The following is a 25,726-nucleotide window of genomic DNA, read 5'->3' as shown; positions in this document are numbered from 1 at the left end:
TTTTACTGGATTTATCGTATGGCAGATTACAAACGGTTTTTTGGTGTTCATCTGACCAAGCGATAAAAGATAACAGCCATGTGGATGAGGTGGCTTACTCAGGATTAACCAAGCCATGCCTGATGGCAAGATGTGTCAATTTGACATCACTATCCACACCAAGTTTTTCAAAGATGCGATAGCGATAAGTATTCACGGTTTTGGCACTGACAAATAGCTGGTCAGCAATCTGCTGAGTACTTTGGCAATTCACCACCATAAGGGCGACTTGCCGTTCTCTTTCGGATAAGGCATCAAAGGGCGATTCGTTTTGTTCGCCCAGCACCGTTTGTGCCAACTGCTCAGCGACATCATGGCTAAAATAGCGAGAGCCGTTATAGACTTTTTTGATGGCAAAAATCATCTCGTCCAGCGGTGTGCCTTTGGTGATATAGCCATCGACACCTGCTTTGAGTAACATTGATGGATAGGGCTGGGCGGATAACCCAGAGACTGCCAAAATTTTGATGGATTGGCTGTATTGTTTGATGCGGCGAGTAGCTTCCACACCGTCAATATTTGGCATATTGACATCAAGTAAAATCACATCAGGCGATAAGGTTTTGGCTTGGCGGACAGCACTATCGCCACAGTCAGCCTCGCCAATCACGGTAATTTCTGGGTTATCATCAAGCATACGAGTAATGCCCATGCGTACTAAGTCGTGGTCATCAACTACCAGAACTTTTATCATATCATCGCCTTGTCGTGATTTTTAGGAGGCTATTTTATCAAAATTATCCCTTTATCGCCATCAGTTCTTAAAAAAGTGATGAGAAAATCCATTGAATTGGATAATTTTTATACAAAATATTGCAAAATTGTTTCTAAATTTTTATCAAATCAATGATTTGTATGAAATTAAAGACAGCATTGCGTGTTTTTGGTATTTTTTGATGAAAGTTTAGCCAACATGAACGGTGGTTTTTTGGAAATGTGCTATAATAAAATCATCATTGGTTTTACTTTGATGATGTCAAGGTGCAAACCCTAACACGAGGAACAACAATGAATAATACAATCCTGACCAAATACAAAGGCATCAAGCTTGCCATCGGTTTTGCTCTGATTTCTGGTGCAAGTAGTGCGTCAGCATTTATGGTGGATAACAGCCAGCAAAAAGTGGTTGTCAAAAATACCACCAGCACAGCCCCTGTGGTTAGTCAGCGTGTTTATGTGCAAGCAAGCCCTGTTGCAGTACAATCTAAGCCTGCGGCGGTACCATCTACCACTGTGGTGGCGCAGTCTACGCCAGCACCGCAGCTTTCACAAAGCCAAACGGTGCAAGTGGTGAGCAGCACGCAGCCAGCGGTCAGCAGCCAAAATTACAGCACTCAGTCTAATAATTACAGCACACAGTATGGCAGTAACGCTTCTTCGGGTTATGCCAGCACTTTTGACCGTCTGGCAATTTCGACCAATTCATCAGCGGTGGCGGTTTATGATTTGCAATCTGGACAGCCAATTTATGAAAAAAATATCGATGCCACTCGCTCCATCGCCTCGATTAGTAAAATCATGACAGCAATGGTAGTGTTAGATGCTGAGCTGGATATGCGTGAAGAGCTGACCTTGATTCCATCAGATTTGGTTGGATTTAAACAGGCAAGCACCAATCTTAAAGCAGGCGACCGTTTGACTCGTTCTGAATTTGTGTTGTTGGCATTGATGAAGTCTGAGAATCCAGCAGCTAAGATTTTGGCTCGTACTTATCCAGGTGGTTATGATGCCTTTATTTCAGCAATGAACCAAAAAGCACAATCGTTGGGTATGTATCAGACCAGTTTTGCAGATTCATCAGGGCTAAATCCACGCAATGTCTCTTCGGCAAGCGATTTGATTAAAATGATGAAAGCGGTCAATAGCGACCCACGCTATCAAAGCATTCGTAATTTTTCTACTTCTCCAAGCTATGATTTTTATATCACCAATTTCCAAAGTGGTGACCGTACCTATAAGGCGAATAATACCAACCGTCTGGTTCGCTCGGGTAATTATCCAATCGGTGTTCAAAAGACAGGCTTTATCCGTGAAGCAGGCTACTGTGTTGTGATGGAAACGAACATCAATAATCGTCCTGCCATCATTGTCCTATTGGGCGGTAGTAACTCAAATGCTCGCTGGGCAGATGCTGAAAATATCTTGACAGAGTTGGCGTATCGTCATTGATTGATGAGCTGATGACAAACCCAAGTGTAATACTTGGGTTTTTTATTGTTTAAATTTAACACCAGTCACTGCTTGCTCATATTGATAACATCACCATTGATGGCATACTGATACTTCTTTGGGTCAATCATCATATGATTGCAAGAAAAAGATGAATGGTAAAAAAGTTATTTTGGTCTGATACTATGGGTAGGCAATGAGCTGGGTGTGTTCATTTGGGATTGTGATTATGATTATTTTATCAATGATTAAGCGATGCCTGATGATATGATAGGGATGTACAACGCTGATGGTTTGGGCAGTATGGAAGTAGATGGGGAGATCGCTCAAAGATGGTGCAAAAAGAGCGTAGAGTGTGTGAGAATAATGGGTTAAGATGGGGTAAAGTGCATTAAACAACCATGTTGATGGATAACATAATCGCCCCTATGTTCAAAAAAGATATTGTATAAGCAGTGCGGTGGATTATGAAGATGAATGTGCGGTTAATAAAAAAGCCCTTGATGGTTCAAGGGCTTTTTGTGCAGTTGATTAAGATGCTTGCACATCAGCAATCAGCTTAGCATTATGCTCTTTTAGGGCTGTTGGCATACGCTCGCCTAGTTTTTCGAACAACTTGGTATGGTCGTTTAGCTCAGCCAGCCATTGCTCTTTGTTCTGGCTGGTAACCAGTTCAAACTGTTCTTTGCTAAAATCAGAAGCTGTCCAGTTGATGTCTTCATAGGTTGGTACTAGACCAATAGGTGTACTGGTGGCATTGGCTTTACCCTCGACACGCTCAATAATCCATTGTAGCACACGCATATTTTGACCAAAACCAGGCCATACAAAGTTACCTTCTGCATCACGGCGGAACCAGTTTACCTTGAACATTTTTGGTAATTGGTTGCCAGCAGCGGCAGCTTTTGCACCAACGCTTTCACCCATTTCAAGCCAATGGGTAAAATAGTCTGCCATGTTGTAACCTGCAAATGGCAACATTGCAAATGGGTCACGGCGTACCACGCCTTGTGCACCAGTAGCAGCAGCGGTGGTCTCAGAACCCATTGTGGCGGCTTTATAGACACCATCAACCCAATCAAAGGCCTCTGATACCAAAGGCACAGTATCAGCACGGCGACCGCCAAAGATGAATGCAGAGATAGGCACGCCTTCTGGATTTTCCCACTGTGGATCAATAGATGGGCATTGAGCAGCAGCAACGGTAAAGCGAGCATTGGCATGTGCAGCACGCTCTTCGCCTGTGTGTGGCTCTCGTTTCCAGTTGGTTAGATTGGCTGGGGTTTCTTTGGTTTTACCTTCCCACCATACTTCGCCATCATCAGTCACCGCCACATTGGTGTAGATGACATCAGAGGTTAGGGTGCTCATGCAGTTTGAGTTGGTTTTGGTGTTCGTGCCTGGGGCGACACCAAAGAAGCCCGCTTCTGGGTTGATGGCATATAGCTTGCCATCGGCTGATGGTTTAATCCAAGCAATATCATCACCGACAGTTTCCACTTTCCAACCCTCATAGCCTGCTGGCGGAATCAGCATGGCGAAGTTGGTCTTGCCACACGCTGATGGGAAAGCGGCTGCGATGTAGTGTTTTTTGCCCTCTGGATTGGTCACGCCTAGAATAAGCATATGCTCTGCAAGCCAGCCTTGTTCACGACCCATTGCCGAAGCGATGCGAAGTGCCAAGCACTTTTTGCCAAGTAGGGCATTACCACCATAACCTGAACCATAAGACCAGATTTCACGAGTTTCTGGGAAGTGTACGATGTATTTTTCATCATTGCATGGCCATGCCACATCTTTTTGACCATCAGCAAGTGGTGCACCCACAGAATGTACACATGGAACAAACTCGCCATCGGTGCCTAGCACATCATAAACTGCTTTACCCATGCGAGCCATCTTTTTCATGCTGACAACCACATACGGAGAGTCGGTAATTTCGATGCCAATGTGAGCAATATGGCTACCCAAAGGACCCATGCTAAATGGCACGACATACATGGTGCGACCAGCCATGCAGCCATCAAATAGCTTATTTAGTGTGCCTCGCATTTGGCTTGGTTCAACCCAGTTATTGGTTGCACCAGCGTCAATTTCTTTTTCTGAGCAGATAAAGGTGCGGTCTTCGACACGAGCCACATCGGTTGGGTCTGAAAATGCCAAATAAGAATTTGGGTGCTTTTCGTCATTCAGCTTAATCATTGTGCCATTGGCAATCATCAAATCAAGTAGGCGTTGATTTTCTTCTTCTGAACCATCACACCATTCGATGTTGGCAGGCTTGGTCAGTTTGGCAATGTCATTAACCCAATTGATTAGGGCTTGATGACGGACAAAATCAGGAGCGGTAACTGTTGTGGTCATGGTTTAATCTCACAGAAATTGGGGCTGCTCAATCAATGGATTGGCAAACTGTTGGGAAATCACTCATTAAAAAATCATCTATCAAATGATGGGATTTCTCAGAAAGCTATATTAAATCATAAAATGATAAAAATAGTAAGTATCATTGAATAAAAAAATATATCTATTTTTTAGAATGATGATGTGTTAGTGAATATAGCAATCAATCATAACCAGTTGTTTTTTAATTGATTTTTTAATTTTTTACTGTGTTTTTTGGAAATATGAAACGGATTGCTTAACAAAATTTATCATAAAAAATATCAACCATTGACATTTGACTGATTGATTTAGAGTGTGTTTATCTAAAATGACAAACAACGCACCATTGCCATGATGCGTTGTTTGATGAGGTTTGATTATGCAGATGCCATTAGGCTTGCATTACCACCAGCGGCTGTGGTGTTGTAACTTTGGCTGACTTCGTGGTATAGACGAGTCATGTCCAAACCATTGCTGGCATCAATGATGCGGCGGATACTGCCGTCCAATTCTGCCAAACGCACTTGTTCATCGGTAGGCATGGTGCTTAAAGCAACAACGATGCTATTTTGGTCAAGTGCAGGTTGTTCTGCCACGATGATAGAGCCACTGCGTTCCGCCACTTCTGCCAATGGGTGAGATGGGCTGATGTGGATTTGAGTACCATTCATCGCCAAGATGGCAGCCGCTGCTGCTGATTGAGCAACATCGCCACCATATAGCGTGACTGCCGCAGGGGCGTGCCAAGTCATGGTATTGGCCTCACCTGTTGGGCCTGATAGGGTTGCACGAGCTTGGGTCAGTGTGGTTTGGCGTGCTTGCTCAATCTGTGCATTGATGGCTGACAACTGCTCTTCGCTAAGAGACAAGGCTTGTACGGCTGATAGTACAGATTGTAGGGCTTTTTCATCAACTTGTGCAGTTTTATCCAGCACAGGAGTGTGCCATTTAGCCAGACAGCTTAAGCGTTGTAGATAGAAAGGACCACCAGCTTTTGGACCTGTACCACTCATCGCATGACCGCCAAATGGTTGTACGCCAACTACTGCACCAACGATGTTGCGATTGATGTACACATTACCCGCCTCGATACGACTGGTGATGTGCTCAATCGTACTATCAATTCGGCTATGGATACCGTGAGTTAGAGCGTAGCCTTTTTTGTTAATGCTGTCAATCAGCTCATCAAGTTCGTGAGCGGCAAAACGCACCACATGCAACACAGGGCCAAACACTTCTTTTTTCAGTTGCGACAAATCGTTTAATTCAAACATAATCGGTGCAACAAAGGTTGAGCTTTGGGCATCTGATTTGATGGCAACTTCGTGATATTTGGCAGTTTGTTTGAGGGTATTGATGTGATTAAGCAGATTTTCTTGGGCTTCTGCATCAATCACAGGACCAACATCGGTGGATAGGGCGGCTGGGTTATTGACTACCAGTTCGTCCATCGCACCTTTAATCATCTCAACCATGTGGTCGGCAATATCTTCTTGAACGCACAAGATACGCAGTGCAGAGCAACGCTGACCTGCTGAGTCAAATGCAGACGCCAATACATCTAGGCAGACTTGCTCAGGTAGGGCGGTTGAGTCCACAATCATCGCATTCATACCACCAGTTTCGGCGATTAAGACTGGGTTGTCATCACGAGCGGCTAGGATTTTATTGATGCGTTTGGCAACATCGGTTGAGCCAGTGAAAATCACACCGTCAATACGATTGTCGCTGGTTAGAGCCGCACCAACATCGCCAGCACCCAAGACTAATTGTAGGGCATCGGTTGGTACACCTGCTTCATGCAGCCAAGATACTGCTAGATGAGCGATAAGGCTGGTTTGTTCGGCAGGTTTGGCAACCACAGTATTACCTGCTGCCAGTGCCGATACTACTTCGCCCACAAAGATGGCTAGCGGGAAGTTCCAAGGGCTAATGGCAACCACAGTACCGACTGGATTTGACAGTGCAAGGCGTTCGGTCTCATCGGCATAATAACGGCAAAAATCGACCGCTTCACGCACTTCGGCGATTGAATTTAGCAATGTTTTACCTGCTTCACGCACAGCAATCATCATCAATAGTGCCATGCGTGGTGCATCTTCCATCAAGTCAGCAAATTTACGCAAAACCGCCGCTCTTTGGGCTGGACTAACCGCTTGCCAAGAACTTTGAGCATTGATGGCGGCTGTGATGACCTGACCGACACTTTCTGGGGCAACAAAGGATACTTGACCCACCACATCACTATGGTCGGCAGGGTTTAGTACGGCGTGTGCAGCTTGATGCGATACCTCCACCGAAGTCAAGGATTTGACATCAAAATCAATGCTGCTGGCGGCTTGCATATTGGCTTGTAATTGAGCCAGCACATGCTCGTTTGATAAATCCAATCCGTAAGAGTTGTCTCGCTCGCCATAGATGCGACGAGGTGGTGGGGTTAGTGGATTTGGTGTGATGCCATTGGCAAGCACTTCATCAATCGGTGATTCAACCAGTTCGTCAATGCTAACTTTTTCGTCCACGATGCGATTGACGAATGATGAGTTTGCACCATTTTCAAGCAGACGACGCACCAAGTAGGCAAGCAAGGTTTTGTGTGTGCCAACAGGGGCGTAGATACGCACACGACGACCCAGATTTTTTTCGCCAACCACTTGATCGTACAGGGTTTCGCCCATGCCATGTAGGCATTGGAATTCAAATTCTTTATCCTGACCCATTTCATAAATGGTGGCAAGGCTTTGAGCGTTGTGTGTGGCAAATTGTGGGAAGATGGCATCTTGGGCAGCCAGTAATTTTTTGGCACAAGCAAGATACGACACATCGGTATGTACTTTGCGAGTATAAACAGGGTAGCCGTCCATACCATCGACCTGAGCCCATTTGATTTCGCTGTCCCAATAAGCACCTTTGACAAGGCGAATCATGAGGCGTTGGTTGTTGCGACGAGCCAAATCAATCAGAAAATCAATCACATAAGGGCAGCGTTTTTGGTAGGCTTGCACCACAAAACCAATGCCATTAAAGCCTGCCAAATCAGGGTCAGATACCAAATGTTCCATCAAATCTAGTGATAGCTCCAATCGGTTGGCTTCTTCGGCATCAATGTTTAGACCGATGTTATATTCTTTGGCAAGCACATACAATGCTTTTAGGCGTGGCAACAGCTCATTCATCACTCGCTCACGCTGAGCACGGAAATAGCGTGGGTGAATGGCAGATAGTTTAACAGAAATGCCGTTACCATCATACACCCCACGACCTTGTGCGTCCTTACCAATGGCGTGAATGGCGGTAACATAATCTTGATAGTAGCGGTCAGCATCTTCTTGGGTCATGGCGGCCTCGCCCAGCATATCAAAACTAAAACGATAGCCTAGCTTTTCACGAGCTTTACCATTGGCAAGTGCTTCATTGATGGTCTGACCTGTCACAAACTGCTTGCCCAAAATTTTCATGGCGTGATTCACGCCAGCTCGAATAAATGGTGCACCGCCTTTTTGGATTAGGCGAGTCAATGATGAGCCAAGTGAATCGGTGGTCGGCTGGGTCAGTTTACCCGTTAAGACCAAACCCCAAGCAGCGGCATTGACAAACATTGATGGGCTGTTACCAACATGGCTTTTCCAGTCGCCATCGGCAAGTTTGTCTTGGATTAGGCGGTCACGAGTGGCGGTATCTGGAATACGAAGTAGAGCTTCGGCAAGGCACATCAATGCCACACCTTCTTCGCTGGACAAAGAAAATTCGTGCATCAAGGCATCAACGCCAGATGATTTACTGCGGTCAGCACGCACTTGGGTAATCAAGCGACGAGCCAATGCATCGATACGACCTTTTTGCTCTGCATCAAATCCTAAGGTAGCGAGCAAATTTTGCACAGCAATCACTTCGTCCAAGCGATAAGCATTGGTAATGGCATCACGCAAAGGTGTTTGCGGTTGGGTAAAATTAAACATGGTGTTGTCCTTAATGATAATAGGGTTGCAAATAACACAAATGCAACAAACTAGCAATAACAATTATATCATTTACTGTAATGCTATTCCATAGAATAAACTGAGTGAAATGCAAAATTTATCAGAAAATGTATCGTCAATGTACTTGATTTATTGAAAACCACAATAGATAAATTTAATTTTTTGATAAATACAAGACAAATCCGATGAATAATTCAGTAGCAATGAGTAAGCCTTCATTTGAACTTTGTTCTTTTTGTTTCCATGTCATGGTTAAAGAATGGGAGGTGGGCGTAATATGTATTATCTTTTATGCCTGTGTGGCGTAAGGAACGAAACTGCTGTAAATATAGGTTATGTGGGCTGGCAACATTTAAATGGTGTGCTGTATTGGGAGAGTAGAAAAGGTCAGCAATTCATTGATGGCTTTGGATATCAATTACCCCTCACTATCAAATACTAACCCTTCCCATAATTATAAAATAGGAAAGGATTTAAGCTAATATATTTTATTAAAAAAAATTTAGGGAAATTTTGGTCCGATAAGCAACAACCACATAAACCCGCACCAAAACCCAATATTTTTCAATATAATACCAAACTCAATACTCCTTATGCTAAGAAAGACTAAGCCAAATCACTAGGGGCAAAATGGGATAGTACCAATAAATCTTGGTATATGCCAGCAGGTCTTGACCTGTCAAAATTTGAAAAATGGCTTACCTTTAAACAAGAAAAAAAGTGCAAAATACCCAAAAGCCAATGGCGTTGCCGTTATTGGCGAACACTCTATTTTAGATGGTGGAGCTTACCGTATTGGCAACGAGGGCTTAACCAAGTTTTCTAAGTCGCCCATGCGGTATAAGAACAAAAGCACCAGCCAAATGCCCATCGCCCACTATTCCAAACCATTTTGTCATGTTAGAAATTTGGCGGCTTATCTGCCAAAGGCATTTTTTCTAAGCCGCTCATGCAGGGTAGATTAGCGAATCTCGACGATTGCTCCTTGTTCAATATTGGCGTACACTTCCAAAATATCCCAGTTGGTCAGCTTGATACAACCAAGTTCAGCAGGTTTGTCAATGATGTCAGGCATTGGCGAGCCATGAATACCGCAGTTGGGCTTGTTAATACCAAGCCATGCCACGCCAACAGGGTTATTGGGACCAGATGGCAAGATGACGGTACTGGTTTTGCCGTCTTTGTTGATTGTGGCTTTATAGCTTGGCATTTTGACTTTATCTGTGATTTTAAAGCGATTATTGCCAGTTTTGCTATCGTCTTTGCCAATCATGCTTGGATAAGTGGCAATCAGTTTGTCTTCATGATAGGCGTACAACACGCCATCTTGGCGATGGGCAATCAAATGAGTGATTTTTTTGTCCAAAGGTTTACCAGTATTGATGACGGTGATGGTTTCTCCTGCGACAAATTTTTTGTCAGGATTGATTTTTTTAAGATAACGAACCGACATATGAAAGCGTTCGCCAAGCATTTCTTCGACATTTTCATAATACAATCCTGCCTGCTTGGCTTGTTCGCTTAGCTCGCTGGGCAGTTTGGCATAATTACCCTTCATGTCAGCATCGGTGATGGTGTAGGAAACCAAGATGGGCTGGTCGCTGGCGATGTTTTTGTGCAATGCTTGCCAAGTGGCCTCATTCATTTTGCCAGTCGGTTCTAGATCTTGTAACTGCTGAAAATTTTGCAGGGCTTTTTTGCTGGTTGCACCCCAACCACCATCAATCGCACCAGGCGAGGCATGATTCCAATCAAGCAAAGTTTGCAACTTGACGGTCATGGCAGGATTGGCTGTCATGTCAGCCGACCAAACCGATTCATTGACCAGCTTGGCATAATCAGCAAGATGGTAGGTTAAGTAGCGTTTGCCATTTTTTTCAACGCTACTGATGGCGTTTTGACCATGATTGGTTGATACAGGCACAACAATACCTTCTTGTTCGCCAGCAAAGGCAGGACTACTCAGCGTGGTTAGAGCCAAACAGATGGTCAGTAGTGAAGATGGTTTTTTCATGGTGCATTCCTTGTGGTTGGGTTATTTAATCAGTTCGATGGTTCCATTGATGGTGTAGTTAATGGTGCTATCGCCTGCTGAAAACTCTTGCACGACAGCACGGCTGTCTGCCATTTTAGCACTTGCCATCATCGCCATTGGGTAGGCGGGGGCGTATTGATGATGATTAAGCTGAACATTGACGATTTTGTAGCCAGATGCACCAAAAGATTGACTGATGTTTTGAGCTTCGTCTTGGAAATTTTTGATGGCTTGGGTTTGAAGCTGTTTTTCGGCATTGGCATAAGTTTGCTCCGAAACGCCAAAATTAAGCTGGTCGATAATCATGATGTCCTGCAAATCAGCGATTAATTGGCTGGCTTTTTCAAAGTTTTTGCTGGACAACTCCAATGACACCGAACCTGTAAAACCGATGATTTTTTGGTCGCTATCATCTTGGTTATTGGCATAGCGAGGCTGGGTGTGCTGACGAGAAGTGCTGACAACAACCTCAGGATAGCGTTTGGCAAGCGTTAAGGCTTGATTGATGCTTTTGTTTAGTTCATTGGCAATGGCGGCTGGCGTGGCAGCTTGGGCGGTCTTGCTGAGTGTGGCTTGTAGTTGGTCGTTGGCAATCTTGGTGCGTGCTTCGCTGGTAAAGCTGATTTGATTGTAGGCGGTTTGTGCTATTGCCACACTGCTTAGGCTTGCCAAAACTGCTGTTAGAGTGGTAAAAACAAGTGTCGATTTCATCGTAATTTTCCAATTATTGTGTGACATCATCAATGACTCTAATCATCATCAATCAATGATGAGCAACATGGGTGTTTAATCAATCTAATCTTATTATAAAAAGGCTTTGTCAGTCAATTTTAGTTTGTGTGTGAATATGTGTAATTTTATGACATAAAATTGTGAAAATTTTTGCCAAAAAACACCAGCATAGACTAGTGTTATCAGATGATATGACAGGCAACAAAATAGAAGCGATGTCTGTTTATTGCCTGCCAAACTTATTGCTTAATCTGCCAAAGAGCTTAAAACCATGATGACCATGGCAACTATGTGGCAAATGACTTTGTCGTTTGGGCGTTGATACTTCATGTGATGATGGGTGTCAGAATTCATCGTACAACACGAATGGGTCGCTGGGTCAAACGACACATCAACTCATAGCCAATCGTCCCTGCCTGACTGGCAATGTCATCAATGTGCGGTGCATCGCCCCATAGGATAACAGCATTGCCCACATCAATATCCAGACCGTCAATATCCACCATCAGCATGTCCATCGCCACTCGTCCAATAATGGGGCGAAGATGCCAATGTTGGTGGTTGTCTTGAAGTTTGACTTGGGCGTTTTTGACCACTCTGGGGTAGCCGTCGCCATAGCCGATACTGACCACGCCAATACGCTGGTCTTGGTTGGCTTGCCAGATACTGCCATAGCCAACCGCTTCTTCCGCCTTGATGTCGTGCGTGGCGATGAGCTGGGCGGTTAGGGTCATGGCTGGTCGCAACCCAAGATGGCTGGCACTTTGATTGGCAAGCGGTGTGCCACCATACAGGGCAATGCCTGCTCGCACCCAGTCGTGATGCTCATTGGCAAAATTAAAAATCCCTGCCGAATTGCACAGCGATGCCAAAGTCTGTGGGGCGAATTGGCGAATGTGTTTTAATGCTTGACCAAAGCGGTCGATTTGCTGTTTGTTTAGTGGATGGGATACATCATCAGCACAGGCAAAGTGACTGGTCAAAATCAGTCGATAGCCTGCTTCATTCAGGGCTTGGGCGGCAGTGATGATTTGTTCATCATCAAATCCTAAACGGTTCATGCCTGTATTGTGTTTTAGCCAGATTGTTTGTGTAAAACTGCCTGATGCTGGCTGGTTTGCTAATGCCCAATCCAGTTGCTGCTGTTGATGAATCACGCAGCCAAACCCTTGCTGTATCGCCAGTTGCCATTCATCATGGCTAAATACACCCTCAATCAAAACCACAGGTCTGTCGATGGATAATTGTTGTAAGCACGCCTTGACTTGTAGGGCTTCACTCATGCACGCCACACCAAAGGCATCAGCGTCTTGTAGAGGGGGTAAAGCGTGTGCAATGCCATGTCCATAAGCATCTGCCTTGACCATTGCCATAACTTTGGTGGTGCTTGCCAGTTTGCTTTTAATCAGGGCAAGGTTGTGTGTTAGTGCTTGACTGTCGATGGTGATGGTGGTGTTTCTCATAATGGCTCTTGGGTTATTCTTCATCTTGATAATCACTTGGAATGTCGTGAGCATCAATAAAATCTTCAAAGCGAGTGTATTCGCCAATAAATCTTAGTGGCACTTTGCCCAAACCACCATTTCGCTGTTTGCCAATGATGATTTCAGCCAGCCCCTTGTTGTTTTCTTTGTCGGGATAATAAACCTCATCACGATAGATGAACAAAATCAAGTCAGCGTCTTGCTCGATTTGTCCAGATTCACGCAAATCAGACATGACAGGGCGTTTGTTGGGGCGATTTTCTAGGCTACGGTTGAGCTGTGATAGGGCGATGACAGGGCAGTTCATCTCACGAGCCAGTGCCTTGATACTGCGAGAAATCTCGCCAATCTCACCGACACGATTGTTCTCCATGCCTGGCACTTTCATCAATTGTAGGTAGTCAATGATGATGAGCCCTAGACCATCGGGGTGATTTTTAGCAAGTCTGCGACAAGTTGAACGCATTTCTGATGGCGATAGATTGTTTCGGTCATCAATGTATAGATGTTTGTCTTGTAAAAAGGTAATGCTACTCATCAAAGATGCCCATTCATCTTCATACATCGTACCAGAACGCAGACGACCTTGATGGATACCGCCCCATGAAGACATCAGACGCATGGCGATGGATTCGGCAGGCATTTCCATAGAAAAGACAACCACAGGTACATTTTGTATCAGAGCAGCTTGGGCGATGTTCATGGCAAAAGTGGTCTTACCCATCGATGGACGGGCTGCCACGATAATCATGTCGCTGTTTTGCAGACCAAGTGTTTTGTTGTTTAGTTCAAGAAAACCTGTATCCAAGCCTGTGATATTGCCATCTCTTAGTTTTAGTTCTTGCAGTTGATTGACGACACTGCCTAGCACATCATCGATTTTCTTTGGCCCTGATTTACTGCTGCCATTGGCATAACTTTCGCCAATACGAAAAATATCTGCCTCAACCACATCCAAAATATCGGTAATGCCTTGTTTTTTTGGGTGGTAGGCGAGGTTTAGCATGTTGTTGGCAGCTTTAATCATCTGTCGATAGACGGATAATTCTCGCACTTTTTCGGCATAGGAGACCAAATTAAAAAAAGTCGCTGGACTTTGATTGATTTGGGTGAGATACTCTTCGCCACCGACCAAGCCAAGCTGATTTTGTCGGCTTAGATATTCATAAACCATCAAGGCATCATAAGGTTCATTGACTCGTGATAGATGGCTGATGGCTTCAAAAATTCTTTTGTGTCTTTCGCCATAAAAATCATCAGCAGTGATGATGGTGTCAATTTTCTCAAAAGAATCATCAATGCCCATCAATGATGCCAGCAAGGAGCGTTCCATGTCAATATTGTGTGGCAGGGTATTGATGCTTGCTGTATTGTCAGAAGGGGTGTTGTGCGTTTCGGTGCTACTCATGATTATTACCATTAGTGATGGTTGGGTGATTTGCTATTTTATTAGCAATATTAAAAAATAAGATAACATTACCAATAAAAACACGCATTTGGTGGTTTGACTGGTGTTGGTATTTTGTCAATCACCCATTCATCAACCATATGCCTGTATTGATTGTATTTTTTGGAAAATAACTGGGCAATATGAGTGGAATCGGATAAAAAATATTGGGCGTGATTGGCTTTTGTGTTACAATCTAGTTTTTTATTTTATCATAAAACCAATCAAAAGGCATAATATGAACGCCAAGCATTTTGACAAAAAACCTGCCATTCTTATCACCACAGGCGAACCTGCGGGTATTGGTATGGATATTGTGATTGATGTGTTGGCGAATCAGTCGCAGCTTTTGTCAGGACTTGTCATCATCGCCGCCGATAAGCAGGCATTGTATGACAGGGCGACATTGCTTGGTTATTCATTGCCAACATATCCTGTGATTGAGTTTGGTGCAGATTGGCAAGAGCAAATGGTTTGGCATCACACGCATTCATCAGCTTGCCAAATTGTGATATTAAACGTGGTTTGTCGTGAGCCAGTCAAAGCAGGTGCATTGTCTGTACAAAATGCTTACATGGTCGAGCAACAGTTATCAGCTGCTCATACGCTTGCCAGCCAACAATTCGTGCAAGCGATTATCACTGCCCCAATCCAAAAGTCTGTGATGATTGACGCTGGCATCAGCTTGGATAATGGCGATATGTTTAGCGGACATACCGAATATTTCATGCACAAAGCAGGCTGCGACAAAGTGGTGATGATGCTTGCCAATCGCACGATGAAAGTGGCATTGGTTACCACGCATCTACCGCTTAGACAGGTGGCAGATGCCATCACGCCTGATGAGGTTGCCAATACGGTAAAAATCACGCATGAGGCACTCACCAAGCAATTTGGCATCGCCAATCCGACCATCTTGGTGTGTGGACTCAACCCACACGCAGGCGAGGGCGGTCATCTGGGCGATGAGGAGATGACCATCATTGACCCTGTGTTGGCGGATTTTGCCAAGCAGGGCATGGATATTTCACTAAGTATGCCAGCTGATACTTTATTTACCAAACATCATTTGGCACGAGCAGATGCCATCATTGCCATGTATCACGACCAAGGTCTTGCACCGCTAAAATCACATGGGTTTGGTGACACCGTGAACATTACTTTGGGACTGCCTTATATTCGCACTTCTGTCGATCATGGCACGGCTCTTGATTTGGCGGGAACTGGCAAGGCATCAAGCAGCAGTTTAGCACAGGCAATCAGACAGGCGTATCAGATGATTGCAGCGTCCATGCCTTGATTGGATTTACCGCTACGCCTTAATTTTTAATTTTATAAAACAAAAGAAGTTGAACAATGACTTACATCATTCCAAAATCTCCACAAAACGCCAATCATACGCCACGCAAACGCTTTGGGCAAAATTTTCTACACGACACCAATGTCATTGCTCAGATTGTCAGTAGTATTCGATTGATGCGTGATGATAATTTGTTAGAAATCGGTCCAGGGCTTGGTGCATTGACTGAGCCTTTGCTTGCCGAAGTGGACGGCATGACCGTGATTGAGCTTGACCGTGATTTGGCAAGTGCACTCAAAATCAACATTGGAGCAAACAGCCACCCTGATTTTACCATCATCAATGACAATGCGATGGAGGTGGATTATCGAAATCTTGCCGAGCAGGTGGGCAAGGGGGCGTTTCGTGTGGTGGGTAATTTGCCATACAATATTTCCACGCCGATTTTGTTTCGCTTGCTTGAATTTAGTGATGTCATCAAGGACATGCACTTTATGCTCCAAAAAGAGGTCGTAGAACGCATTACCGCTGAGCCTGCCACCAAAGAATATGGCAGATTATCGGTCATCATGCAGTACCATTGCCAATCTGAATATTTATTGACCGTGCCAAAAGGGGCGTTTAATCCACCGCCCAAAGTTACCAGTGCAGTTTTTCGCCTTATTCCTTATGACACCAAGCCCATCACTGCCAAAGATGAGCGAGTTTTTGCCATCGTGGTGCGAGAGGTGTTTAATCATCGCCGTAAGACTTTGCGAGCGATTTTTAAGAATAATGCACTCTTATCAAGTCTAGATGAGACAGCATTTGAGCAAGCTGGCATCAATCCACAAGCTCGTCCAGAGACGCTGAGCGTGGTGGATTTTGTGGCATTGGCAGATTTGGTGGTTGATAAGCAGGGTAAGTTATGATAAGAAACGATTATCGCCATCAGTATGTGATTGGCGATTTGCAAGGGTGTTTTGGAGCGTTTAATCGCTTGCTAAAAGTCTTGGATTTTGATGAAAATCAAGACAAGCTATGGCTGGCTGGCGACATTGTGGCACGAGGCGAGGATTCTTTGGCGACACTGCGAGAGACCAAGCGACTGGCTGATAAAGGAGCATTAGCCACCGTGCTGGGTAATCATGACATCACACTGATAGCGACTTGGCGTGGCGTTTTACCCATCAAGCCAAAAGATAAAACCGCTGCAATTTTTGAGGCTGATGATTGTGATGAGCTGTTAAACTGGTTGCGCAAACAGCCTTTATTGTTGTATCCAGACGAAAAAACCGTCTTGACACACGCTGGCATACCGCCAAATTGGCAAATCAAAGAGGCTCAAAAATACGCCCAAGAGTTACAAAACCAACTCTCTGGTAGCCTAAAACAGCTTGACCGACTATTGCCAAAATTATACAGCAAAAAAGCCGATGTTTGGTCAGACAAACTGCACGGATACCAAAGAATGCGTGCCATTGCCAATTATCTAACCAGAATGCGTCTATGCACCCAAGATGGCTTGCTTGAATTTTCCTTTAAAGAGTCTTTAAAAGATGAAATGCCAAGTGATTTTCGTCCTTGGTTTGACTGGTATGTGGTGCGAGAAAGACGAATTTTGTTTGGGCATTGGGCGGCTCTAAAAGCACAGGTAGATACCAAAAATGTGCGTGCCTTAGATGGAGGGTGTGTCTGGGGAGGTAGTCTTGTGGCATATCGTTTGGGCGATGGCAAAATCATCGAAATCAAATGACATCATGGATTGACCAATCTGGATGACTCATCAACAAATCCCCCAAGCGGATTGGCTTGGGGGATTTTTAGTGTGTTATGAAAGATATGACATTTTTTGTGATGGCTTCTTGACGACAAGATTAGCCACATTATCAGAACAAAATGAAATAACATTATTATTATGTTGATTTTTTGAGCAATTATTAACGATTGATTATTGAAAAATTTTATCAATCAATCAACATTGTTAGCATTTAGCCATAAAATAGCAATATTTTGACAATAATTGTAAATTTTAGTTGCATTTTTTTAATCTTATCAGTTATGATTGCAACCGATTGACGATATGTGTTATTTGCGATACTTATTGGGACAATCTAATTCCAAGCACAAGTGAAGGAATGCTTGTTTATGAAATTAACTAATCTTTTTGTTGGTTTGGCGACAGCTTTAGCGGTTGGTACTGCAATGTCTGCCCAAGCGGTTGAATTAGACCGTACTTACAACAAAGACCACATGACCGTGAATGTGTCTGGCTCTCTTGCCCCTACCTTGACACAAAATTCCTCAAAATTTACCTACCTGTATGGCGATTTGCGAGCACTCGATAGATGGAGTACGGACGGCTCTGCCATCAGAAAGGGCAATCTAGAACGCCTGCTTCGCTACGAAAATAGCCGTACTACCGATGAACGCTTGCGTTTGCAAGGGTTTGATGGTGGTTGGATTGGTTTTGATGTCAGTCAAAACATCAATACAGACATCAAAGCGAGAGGCTCTCTTGGTATCAGCACCTATTTTGCTGGCGACCAGATTTTTGTCGGTGATTTAAGTCTTGATTATGACAAGCTGGGCGAGCTGACTTTGAACATCAATGGCAGATTGCCAACCAGTAGTGTTGGTACTTCTGGCACTTATAATACGCTTGACAGACAAGGTACTTCGGTCGATATTCGCTATAAACAAATCCCAAATCTGCGTCTGGGTGCTTATTATGCTTTTGCTGATATGCCAAACGCCGCAGGCTCTGTTGATACAGGTATCGAAAAAGGATACGGTGCAACCGCTTCGTATCAGCATTCTTTTGGTTTGCGTAATGACTTGGATATGCGAGTAGGCTATTCGCACAGCCAAAGACGACATGACCTACAAAGCAACTCTGTGGCACAAGATAAAGATGCGGTCATGGCAGGCATTCGCTACAATTACTATAAGACCACTTTATCGGTCGATGGCGGTGTTTCTAAGTCTGATTATCATGGCAATATCATCAGCGATGCCAAAACCAAAACTGCTGGCGTGCGTCTTAGCTATGAAATCACGCCACGCCTGAGCACTTATGGTTTTTATGGTGCTAGACGCACAACTTCCAACGAGGCTGATGGCGTGAATCTAAACTTCGAGACGCTTTATAACAACGCCTTGTACGCCGATGGCAAACAACCAATCCAAGAAACCCAGCTATTTAAGAAAATCAACCGTGATATGTATGGTGTTGGTGCTTCCTTTAACATTCATCGCAATGCGTCTGTCTTTGCTGATGTCAAACGAGAAACCACCAAATACAGCCTAACAGATGGCGACTTTGCCAAAAATGTTGATGATTCTTATGCACTAGGCACGGTATTTTATTGGTAATTTGATTTAATTTTTTTAAGGAAAAAAAGATGAAAAAGACTCTACTATCAACCATGATTGCAACAGCTGGCGTATTGGCAGCAGCAAATTCTGCTCATGCAATTTTTAATCTATACAAACAAGATGGTCTAAGCCTAGATATTAACGGCGAGGTAAATTTGTATGCCGAAACCGATAAAAAAGAAATCGAGGGTCAATTTCCAATCCTAAAAGGTCTATACCAAGACGCTAGCGATGAGCGTGTGCGTTTGGCGGCAGACCAAGGTTCTTCTTGGATTGATTTTCGTGCCTCTCAAACCCTGCCAAATGATTGGCGTGTGACTGGAACTTTGGGCATGGGTTACACTCAGGCAGGTAGTGGCACTTATCTAAACTCTGCCAATGTTTCATTGGATAAACTTAATGTTGGTGCGATTACTTTGGGTCGTCAGTACCTACACACAGGTCATGTGACTCGTACAGGTACTTACACACCATTAGATACTTTTGGTGAGCAAGCAGTGCGTTTGGATTATTATGGGTTGCCAAACTTGCACACCAGTGCTTACTATCTATTGCCATCATCAAATGATGTGCGTAGCGAGCAAGATTTTGCCGAAGTTGAGGGCTATGGTGCGTCAGCAAGCTACAAGCTACCAATCACAGACAATCAAAGCCTACGACTAGCGGCAGGTTATAGCAATAACCGAGCCAATCCACAAACCACCGATGCTTTTGATGCTAAGTCGGACAATTATGCTGCTTCATTGGAGTATCGTGCTGGTCGATTCTTGGCAGCGGCAGACTATGGTCGTCGTGATGCCAAGCTAAACGGTCAGACAGTGGCTGGCGTAGATAGTGATTATCTAGGCTTTAAGCTAGGCTTTGAGGTAACACCACGCTTTAATATCGTGGCAGGCTATGGCAAAAAAGAGAGCGATAGAAAATATGCCAATGGTCTGACCGCTCAGGATGCAACCGATCAGCTATTGGGTCAATTTTATGTCGAAGATGGGGCTGGTGGCTATGTCTTTAACCCAAATACCGCTGGTCTAAGTGCTCAGATGTCTTTCCCATTCATGTTTGAAAAGCTAGAAGAGCAGCAGGCTTATGTGCGTGGCGATTATTACGCTCGTGAAAATCTACGCTTCTACGGTCAGGCTCAAAAAGAGGAAGTGCAAGCCAAGCAAGAAGGTCGTGATTATGCCAAATTGGATAACACTTCATACCGTCTGGGCGTTTCTTTTGTTTTCTAATCACGCCTAGTATTTGATATATGGACAGGACTTGGTGCATTATTTTGCACCAAGTATCAATGATTGACCCAGTAATGATAATGGGAGTTATCATGAAATTTAATAAAATTGCTACCTTGACCGCTATGGTGTTGTCAGGTATGTATCTGACCCAATGCACCACCGTGCAAGCACCGATGGCAAATGCCCAAGCTACCACCAATCAACATCAATATCCAGCCACTCGTACCCATCAGTCAAAAGAAGACCGCTTCTTGACAGGCGAAACTGGCAGACCAGAAAACCTATCCTCAGAGGGTCGAGCGAATTTTTCGGTACATTCTGGTGCTAAGGTTGATGATGGCATTGACCATTATTTTGGCGAAAAAGTGGTGGATAAATATCGCTGGTTTGAGGAATTAGACCACATCTCTCCAGAATATGCCAAAGAAACCAACGAAGAACGTCAAAGAAACTTCATTGGCACTCGTTCAGAATCTGACATTCCTAACGGTCAGATGGATAACCGTGCCCTAAAAAGCCTACAAAAAATCGATGAAAATCGCCCTACCAGTGAAGTCACACAATGGGTTGATGCCCAAAATGCTGACTCTCGTGACTATGTGAATAATATCCCATTTGTGGATAAAGTTCGCCAAAATGTTGAAAGCCTATACGCCAGAGAGCATTTGATTCGCAAAAGCCCAGTAAAAGCAGGCGGGGAGCTAAAACTGTTTCGTGGTGAAGACACCAATACTCGCATGGTGTACATTGATGGCAATGGTGTAGAAAAATTACTATGGAGCGAGGCAGATTCAAAACGCCATCTTACCAATGGCGATATGTATGTTAATGAATCGGGCAGTCATGTGGTGCTGCTGCTCAGTTCTGGCTATGCCGATAGCGATCAGGTTAAGCTGCATGTTTATGAGACCACCACGGGTAAGGAAGTGGGTAGGTCTGTGATTGTTGGTCGCCAGATTGACTCTCGTGGTTTGGCGGTTGAGTGGCTAGATAATGATACTTTCTTTTATAGCGACATGGCAACCAACCCTGCTACAATTCTACGCCGTGATTTGAATAAAAAACGCTTTGACGACCCCATCGAAGTACATTGGTCTCATCTCAATGCTGCCATTATGGGTATGGGATTAGAGGGTGATGATAAGCGTTACATGGTTATTAGCACTTATGTTGGTCAAGATGCCTTTGTCATCAAAGATTTGAAAACTGGCAAATTGTACCGCCCGTACAACCAAAAACAGGCGGACAAAAACCGCAAATATGCTGAACATTTCGTATTGGCAAGTTTTGTGCATTTAGACACCAAAACAGGCGATTTGTGGTTGATTTCTGGCGAAAATGATGAGCAGCATGGCGAGCTTATTAAGACCAATATTCACAATCTAAAACAGCGTGAAGTGGTTGTGCCTGCTAATACGGCTTACGACCAGATGGAAGAGGCGATTTATCATAAAGAAGGTCAAGGCTATTTTTTAATCAAGTACAGCAAAGATGGTCAACATCGTGTCATCTTAACAGATGCCAAGGGTAATCCGCTAAAAGATTTGACCCCTAGTGCGGTTGGCGAGATTACAGATTTGTTCAGCTATGTGGCTGGCGAAACCGAGATTGACAGCAAGAGCACTGATGTAAAATCAGGCGATGAAAGCCATCTGTCATTCCGTTTCCAAAATCCTATTACGCCTCGTACGGTGTACAAATACAGCATCAGCAAAGGCGAATTTATTGATGTGCGTCGTCGTGATTTATTCCCATTTAACCACAATGATTATGAAATCAAATTGGTTAAGTATAAATCAAAAGATGGTACAGAAATTCCAATGAGCATTTCCTATAAAAAGGGTACGGTGCTGAATGGCAAAAACCCAACATTGATGCTGGCATACGGTGGTTTTGCGGTCAAAGATACCGCTAATTTTAGCCTGCGTAATGTGCCTTGGTTGGAGCATGGCGGTGTCTTTGTTCGTCCACACTTGCGTGGCGGTGCTGAATATGGCGAAGCATGGCATGAACAAGGTAAATTCCAAAACAAACTCAATGTCTTTGATGATTTTGAGGCGGCTGCGGATTACTTGACAGCCAACGGCTATACCTCACCTGAATATCTGGCAATCATCGGTGGTTCGAATGGTGGTCTGCTGGTTGGTGCATCAATGACGCTAAATCCTGAAAAATATCGTGTAGCGTTCCCACAAGTGGGTGTGCTTGATATGCTTCGTCATGACCAGCGTTTTTATAAGGGCATTTGGGACGGTGAATACGGCTCAGCGTACGACAGCAAAGAGATGTACCGCTACCTAAAATCTTATTCGCCATATCATAATGTGCGTGCAGGTGTGTGCTATCCATCAACGCTGGTGATGACCTCTAAGCGTGATGACCGTGTATTACCATTCCATTCTTATAAGTTTGCAGCGGCATTGCAGGAAAATCAGTCTTGTGCCAACCCAACCTTGCTATTTGCTGATGAAGATCAGGGTCACGGTGCTAGAACACCTGCCGCTACCAAAGAGGCAATGACGCTGGTGACTGCATTTGGTTTCCACGAAATGGGCATTAAAGATGTGCCTGTGGTTGCTCGCCCAACGGTAGAGGAGCTAAAAGGCGAAAAATGGCTCAAAGAAGAGGCTGAGGCAGCTGCCAAAAAGCAAGCCAAATAGCCATAGCTAGATGCAACCTCATAATAAAACACCGCCACTTATTTGGCGGTGTTTTATTATGTTTGAGGAATTAATCAAGATGAGATTGTACTTGTGCTGACACCTGACCATCATGCAAGGCGATGTGTATCGTTTGTCCTTGATTGAGCATATGGCGACTACTGATGGGCTTATTGGCATCATCATAAATCAAAGCATAGCCTTTTTGTAGTGTTCTTTGGGGGTGCTGAATGAGTATCAGACTTTGTAGATGGCGACATTGTTCACGTACTAGGGTTAGGTGTGAATAGAGCTTTTTATGTTCATTCAAATAATACCGACTGTCTTTTTTGGCTTGTGTCAGTTGTGCGTGGGCGTATTTTTTTGTATTCGCCATCAGGGTGTTGAGTGCCAGAGTTTCTTGTTTGCTGCGATGTTTGATGGTCGTGTGTAGCTGTTTAAGCTGATGCTTACTGTCTTGTTTGGCGATTTGGGTGGTTTTGCTGGCATGATGGCGAATGTGATGAATTTTTCGCTCGCAATCTTGCTTGGTGGTGGTCAAAAATTGAGTAGCGGTTTGTTGGATTTGTTGTATTTTTTGTTTGGCAAGCTGGATTGTTTGTGCCAAATGTGTCTCAATGCCCAAGATGACTTTTGATGGCGTGTCAAAACTTCTATGAGCCACTTCATCCAAAATAACCAAGTCTCTTTGATGACCCACGCCCACCCAGACGGGTACAGGGCATTCAGCGACCATAGCCGCCAGCTCATAGTCATTTAGGTATGCCAAATCGCCCACCGCACCACCACCACGAATGATGACTAATAAATCAGGCAGGGCATCATGTTGTGTGCGAAAATCATTTAGACTTCCCATGATGGCTTGGCGTATCTCTTTGGGTGCATGATTGCCTTGAAAAGTGGCGTGATGATATTGAAAATGACAAGCCTTTGCCATCATCAATCGGTCAGCTTCGGCACGAAAATCCCCCAAGCCAGCCGCTTGTTCGGGAGCGATGACCACCACATGACGAATGTCAAATGGTGTCGGTAGAGATTTGTTTAGATGAAACAACCCTTCTTGGTATAGGCGTTGTTTCATGGCGTGATAGGCTGCTGCCAGCTCGCCCAGCGTATAGTTGGGGTCTATGTCGCTGATATTGAGACTAAATCCATATTGGGCATGAAAATTTGCGGAGCATTTCATCAGCACATTGATGCCTGCTTGTAGATTTTGACCTGTGGTGACGGCAAATTTGGTTAGTAGGGCGTTTGCTTTATATCGCCATAGCGTGGCTCGACAACTGGCGATGATTTGCCCAGCATCATCTTTATCTGCCAGCTCAAAATAATAATGACCGCCTTTGCTGTTCATCGCACGAATCTCAGCACGCACCCAAACTTCATGGTCAAAAGTATCATCAATGACCATCTTGACCGCCGTTAAGTAGTCATGCAAAGACAGTTGGGCATTGGGCAGCATATCCATGCCATCATCGCCATCGTCATCGGTCAGCTCTTGGGCGAAACGCTCGGCAAGAGCTCGATGTTTTTGCTCAATGGTATCAAGATTATCTGACAGATGAAGTGATGAGGCTTGTTTTGTGATGGATTTGGGCATGGCAATATCGCTGATGAAAAATATTATTGTAACAAAGAGGTGCTTAGATGGCAATTTGTTTACACCAAAAACAAAAGGCACTTCGATGATGAAGTGCCTTTATTGGCGTTCGATGGTTATTTTTTATTTGATTTTTTGGCAGCCGCTTTTTGAACTTTGGCGGCAGAAACTGCCAAATCGGTGCGTTCGTCCATCTCGTATAAAGCACCAGCACGACCAACGATGAGTGGGTCGATATTGCCAATTTGTGATGAATCTTTATTTTCATAATTCATCTTATTAAGCACATAACGCATGGCGTTCAGACGGGCACGCTTTTTGCAGTCAGATTTGATGACAATCCAAGGAGCTTCTGCGGTGTCGGTATTAAAGAACATCGCTTCTTTGGCAAGGGTATAATCGTCCCATTTGTTCAAAGAGGCTTTATCGACAGGCGATAGCTTCCATTGTTTTAGTGGGTCATTTTCACGGCTGGCAAAGCGAGCTTTTTGTTCTTCACGGCTAACCGAGAACCAGAATTTGACCAAATGAATGCCCGATTCCACCAAATGTTTTTCAAACTCAGGCACTTGACGCATGAAAGTGCGATATTCATCATCGCTACAAAAGCCCATCACTCGCTCAACCACTGCACGGTTGTACCAAGAACGGTCAAACAGCACAATCTCGCCAGCGGTTGGTAGATGTTGGACATAGCGTTGAAAATACCATTGACCTCGTTCTTGGTCGGTTGGTTTTTCAAGAGCAACCACTCTGGCACCACGAGGATTGAGGTGTTCCATAAAGCGTTTGATGGTACCGCCTTTACCTGCGGCATCACGACCTTCAAAGATGATGACCAGCTTTTGACCTGTGGTCTTGATGTGGTGTTGTAGTTTTAGCAGCTCAATTTGTAGTTTGTATTTTTGGGCTTCATAATTTTTACGGCTTAGGCGGTTTTTATAAGGATAGCCGCCTTCACGCCAGTTGTCTGACAGCTGAGTGTCTTTGGATTTTTCGGTACGCATTTGGCTGGCGATACGAGCTGCTGGCAAATATTCGCTAAGGGTTTGACCAAACTCAGCCAACTCATCAGGGGTGGCGTGTTCTAGTAAATCTTCTAATTGACCCAAAGTCTTTGCCATCACAGGGGATTTGGTGGCTGTTGGCGTGGTTGGTGTTGTTTTTTTTGGGGTGGTTGCCACTTTGGTGGTCTTGGTTTGTGTAGCAGACATAAAAACTCCTTAAATAGCGTATAAGTAAACAACAAAAACCTTACTGTCAATATGGTATCACGCTTAATGGGGATAATCAATCTATATTT

16 protein-coding genes and 1 pseudogene are annotated in these 25,726 nt (G+C 44.3%); 8 read left to right on the top strand and 9 right to left on the bottom strand.

Going from position 1 to position 25,726, the window contains the following annotated elements:
• Positions 1–94: 94 nt before the first annotated feature.
• Entirely contained in the window at positions 95–733 is a 639-nt protein-coding gene (locus LU297_RS00710) for a response regulator (protein ID WP_263076510.1), read from the bottom strand.
• Positions 734–1,047: 314 nt separating this feature from the next.
• Between LU297_RS00710 and LU297_RS00705 the strand changes: the two genes are divergently transcribed.
• Entirely contained in the window at positions 1,048–2,208 is a 1,161-nt protein-coding gene (locus LU297_RS00705; RefSeq protein WP_263076509.1) for a D-alanyl-D-alanine carboxypeptidase family protein, read from the top strand.
• 531 nt (positions 2,209–2,739) lie between these two features.
• Here LU297_RS00705 and LU297_RS00700 read toward each other — a convergent pair.
• Both LU297_RS00700 and putA read right to left on the bottom strand, forming a co-directional pair.
• Positions 2,740–4,572 (bottom strand): phosphoenolpyruvate carboxykinase (GTP), encoded by a 1,833-nt coding sequence (locus tag LU297_RS00700; protein WP_263076508.1) that lies wholly within the window; start codon positions 4,570–4,572, stop codon positions 2,740–2,742.
• 907 nt (positions 4,573–5,479) lie between these two features.
• Positions 5,480–8,552, bottom strand: a pseudogene (putA, locus tag LU297_RS00695) (bifunctional proline dehydrogenase/L-glutamate gamma-semialdehyde dehydrogenase PutA); the annotation flags it as partial.
• Positions 8,553–9,259: 707 nt separating this feature from the next.
• On the opposite strand from putA, the gene LU297_RS00690 reads away from it, so the two are divergent.
• Entirely contained in the window at positions 9,260–9,538 is a 279-nt protein-coding gene (locus LU297_RS00690; RefSeq protein WP_263076506.1) for a hypothetical protein, read from the top strand.
• Here the strand turns inward: LU297_RS00690 and LU297_RS00685 are convergent.
• The 4 genes from LU297_RS00685 to dnaB all read right to left on the bottom strand — a co-directional run bounded on the left by LU297_RS00685 (position 9,535) and on the right by dnaB (position 14,232).
• Positions 9,535–10,587: a L,D-transpeptidase family protein gene (locus LU297_RS00685; RefSeq protein ID WP_263076505.1), complete on the bottom strand. Its 1,053-nt coding sequence runs from the start codon at positions 10,585–10,587 to the stop codon at positions 9,535–9,537. The two genes, LU297_RS00690 and LU297_RS00685, sit on opposite strands and share 4 nt — an antisense overlap.
• 21 nt (positions 10,588–10,608) lie before the next feature.
• Entirely contained in the window at positions 10,609–11,319 is a 711-nt protein-coding gene (locus LU297_RS00680) for an SIMPL domain-containing protein (RefSeq protein WP_263076504.1), read from the bottom strand.
• A gap of 371 nt (positions 11,320–11,690) precedes the next feature.
• Entirely contained in the window at positions 11,691–12,803 is a 1,113-nt protein-coding gene (alr, locus tag LU297_RS00675) for an alanine racemase (protein ID WP_263076503.1), read from the bottom strand.
• Positions 12,804–12,816: 13 nt separating this feature from the next.
• Positions 12,817–14,232, bottom strand: a complete 1,416-nt coding sequence (dnaB, locus tag LU297_RS00670; RefSeq protein ID WP_263076502.1) for a replicative DNA helicase — start codon at positions 14,230–14,232, stop codon at positions 12,817–12,819.
• 277 nt (positions 14,233–14,509) lie between these two features.
• Between dnaB and pdxA the strand changes: the two genes are divergently transcribed.
• From pdxA to LU297_RS00640, 6 genes are all read left to right on the top strand, one after another.
• Positions 14,510–15,571 (top strand): 4-hydroxythreonine-4-phosphate dehydrogenase PdxA, encoded by a 1,062-nt coding sequence (pdxA, locus tag LU297_RS00665; RefSeq protein WP_263076501.1) that lies wholly within the window; start codon positions 14,510–14,512, stop codon positions 15,569–15,571.
• 56 nt (positions 15,572–15,627) lie between these two features.
• Positions 15,628–16,482, top strand: coding sequence for a 16S rRNA (adenine(1518)-N(6)/adenine(1519)-N(6))-dimethyltransferase RsmA (rsmA, locus tag LU297_RS00660; protein WP_263076500.1), 855 nt, complete (start codon positions 15,628–15,630; stop codon positions 16,480–16,482).
• Complete coding sequence (locus tag LU297_RS00655) at positions 16,479–17,306, top strand: symmetrical bis(5'-nucleosyl)-tetraphosphatase (protein ID WP_263076499.1); 828 nt, start codon at positions 16,479–16,481, stop codon at positions 17,304–17,306. Before rsmA ends, LU297_RS00655 begins: the two co-directional genes overlap by 4 nt.
• Positions 17,307–17,698: 392 nt before the next feature.
• On the top strand, positions 17,699–18,925 hold the full coding sequence (locus LU297_RS00650) for a porin family protein (protein ID WP_263076498.1): 1,227 nt from the start codon (positions 17,699–17,701) through the stop codon (positions 18,923–18,925).
• Between the two features lie 29 nt (positions 18,926–18,954).
• Complete coding sequence (locus LU297_RS00645) at positions 18,955–20,160, top strand: porin (RefSeq protein ID WP_263076497.1); 1,206 nt, start codon at positions 18,955–18,957, stop codon at positions 20,158–20,160.
• A 92-nt stretch (positions 20,161–20,252) separates the two neighbouring features.
• Positions 20,253–22,823 (top strand): prolyl oligopeptidase family serine peptidase, encoded by a 2,571-nt coding sequence (locus LU297_RS00640; protein ID WP_263076496.1) that lies wholly within the window; start codon positions 20,253–20,255, stop codon positions 22,821–22,823.
• Positions 22,824–22,893: 70 nt separating this feature from the next.
• On the opposite strand, the gene xseA is transcribed toward LU297_RS00640, so the two are convergent.
• On the bottom strand, positions 22,894–24,423 hold the full coding sequence (xseA, locus tag LU297_RS00635; RefSeq protein WP_263076495.1) for an exodeoxyribonuclease VII large subunit: 1,530 nt from the start codon (positions 24,421–24,423) through the stop codon (positions 22,894–22,896).
• Between the two features lie 116 nt (positions 24,424–24,539).
• On the bottom strand, positions 24,540–25,637 hold the full coding sequence (gene ppk2, locus LU297_RS00630; protein ID WP_432806261.1) for a polyphosphate kinase 2: 1,098 nt from the start codon (positions 25,635–25,637) through the stop codon (positions 24,540–24,542).
• Positions 25,638–25,726: the final 89 nt, after the last annotated feature.

This window comes from Moraxella nasicaprae (assembly GCF_025643275.1).
Lineage (GTDB): Bacteria > Pseudomonadota > Gammaproteobacteria > Pseudomonadales > Moraxellaceae > Moraxella > Moraxella nasicaprae.
Note: the sequence above shows the minus strand (reverse complement) of the source record. Positions and strands in the feature narration are given on the sequence as shown.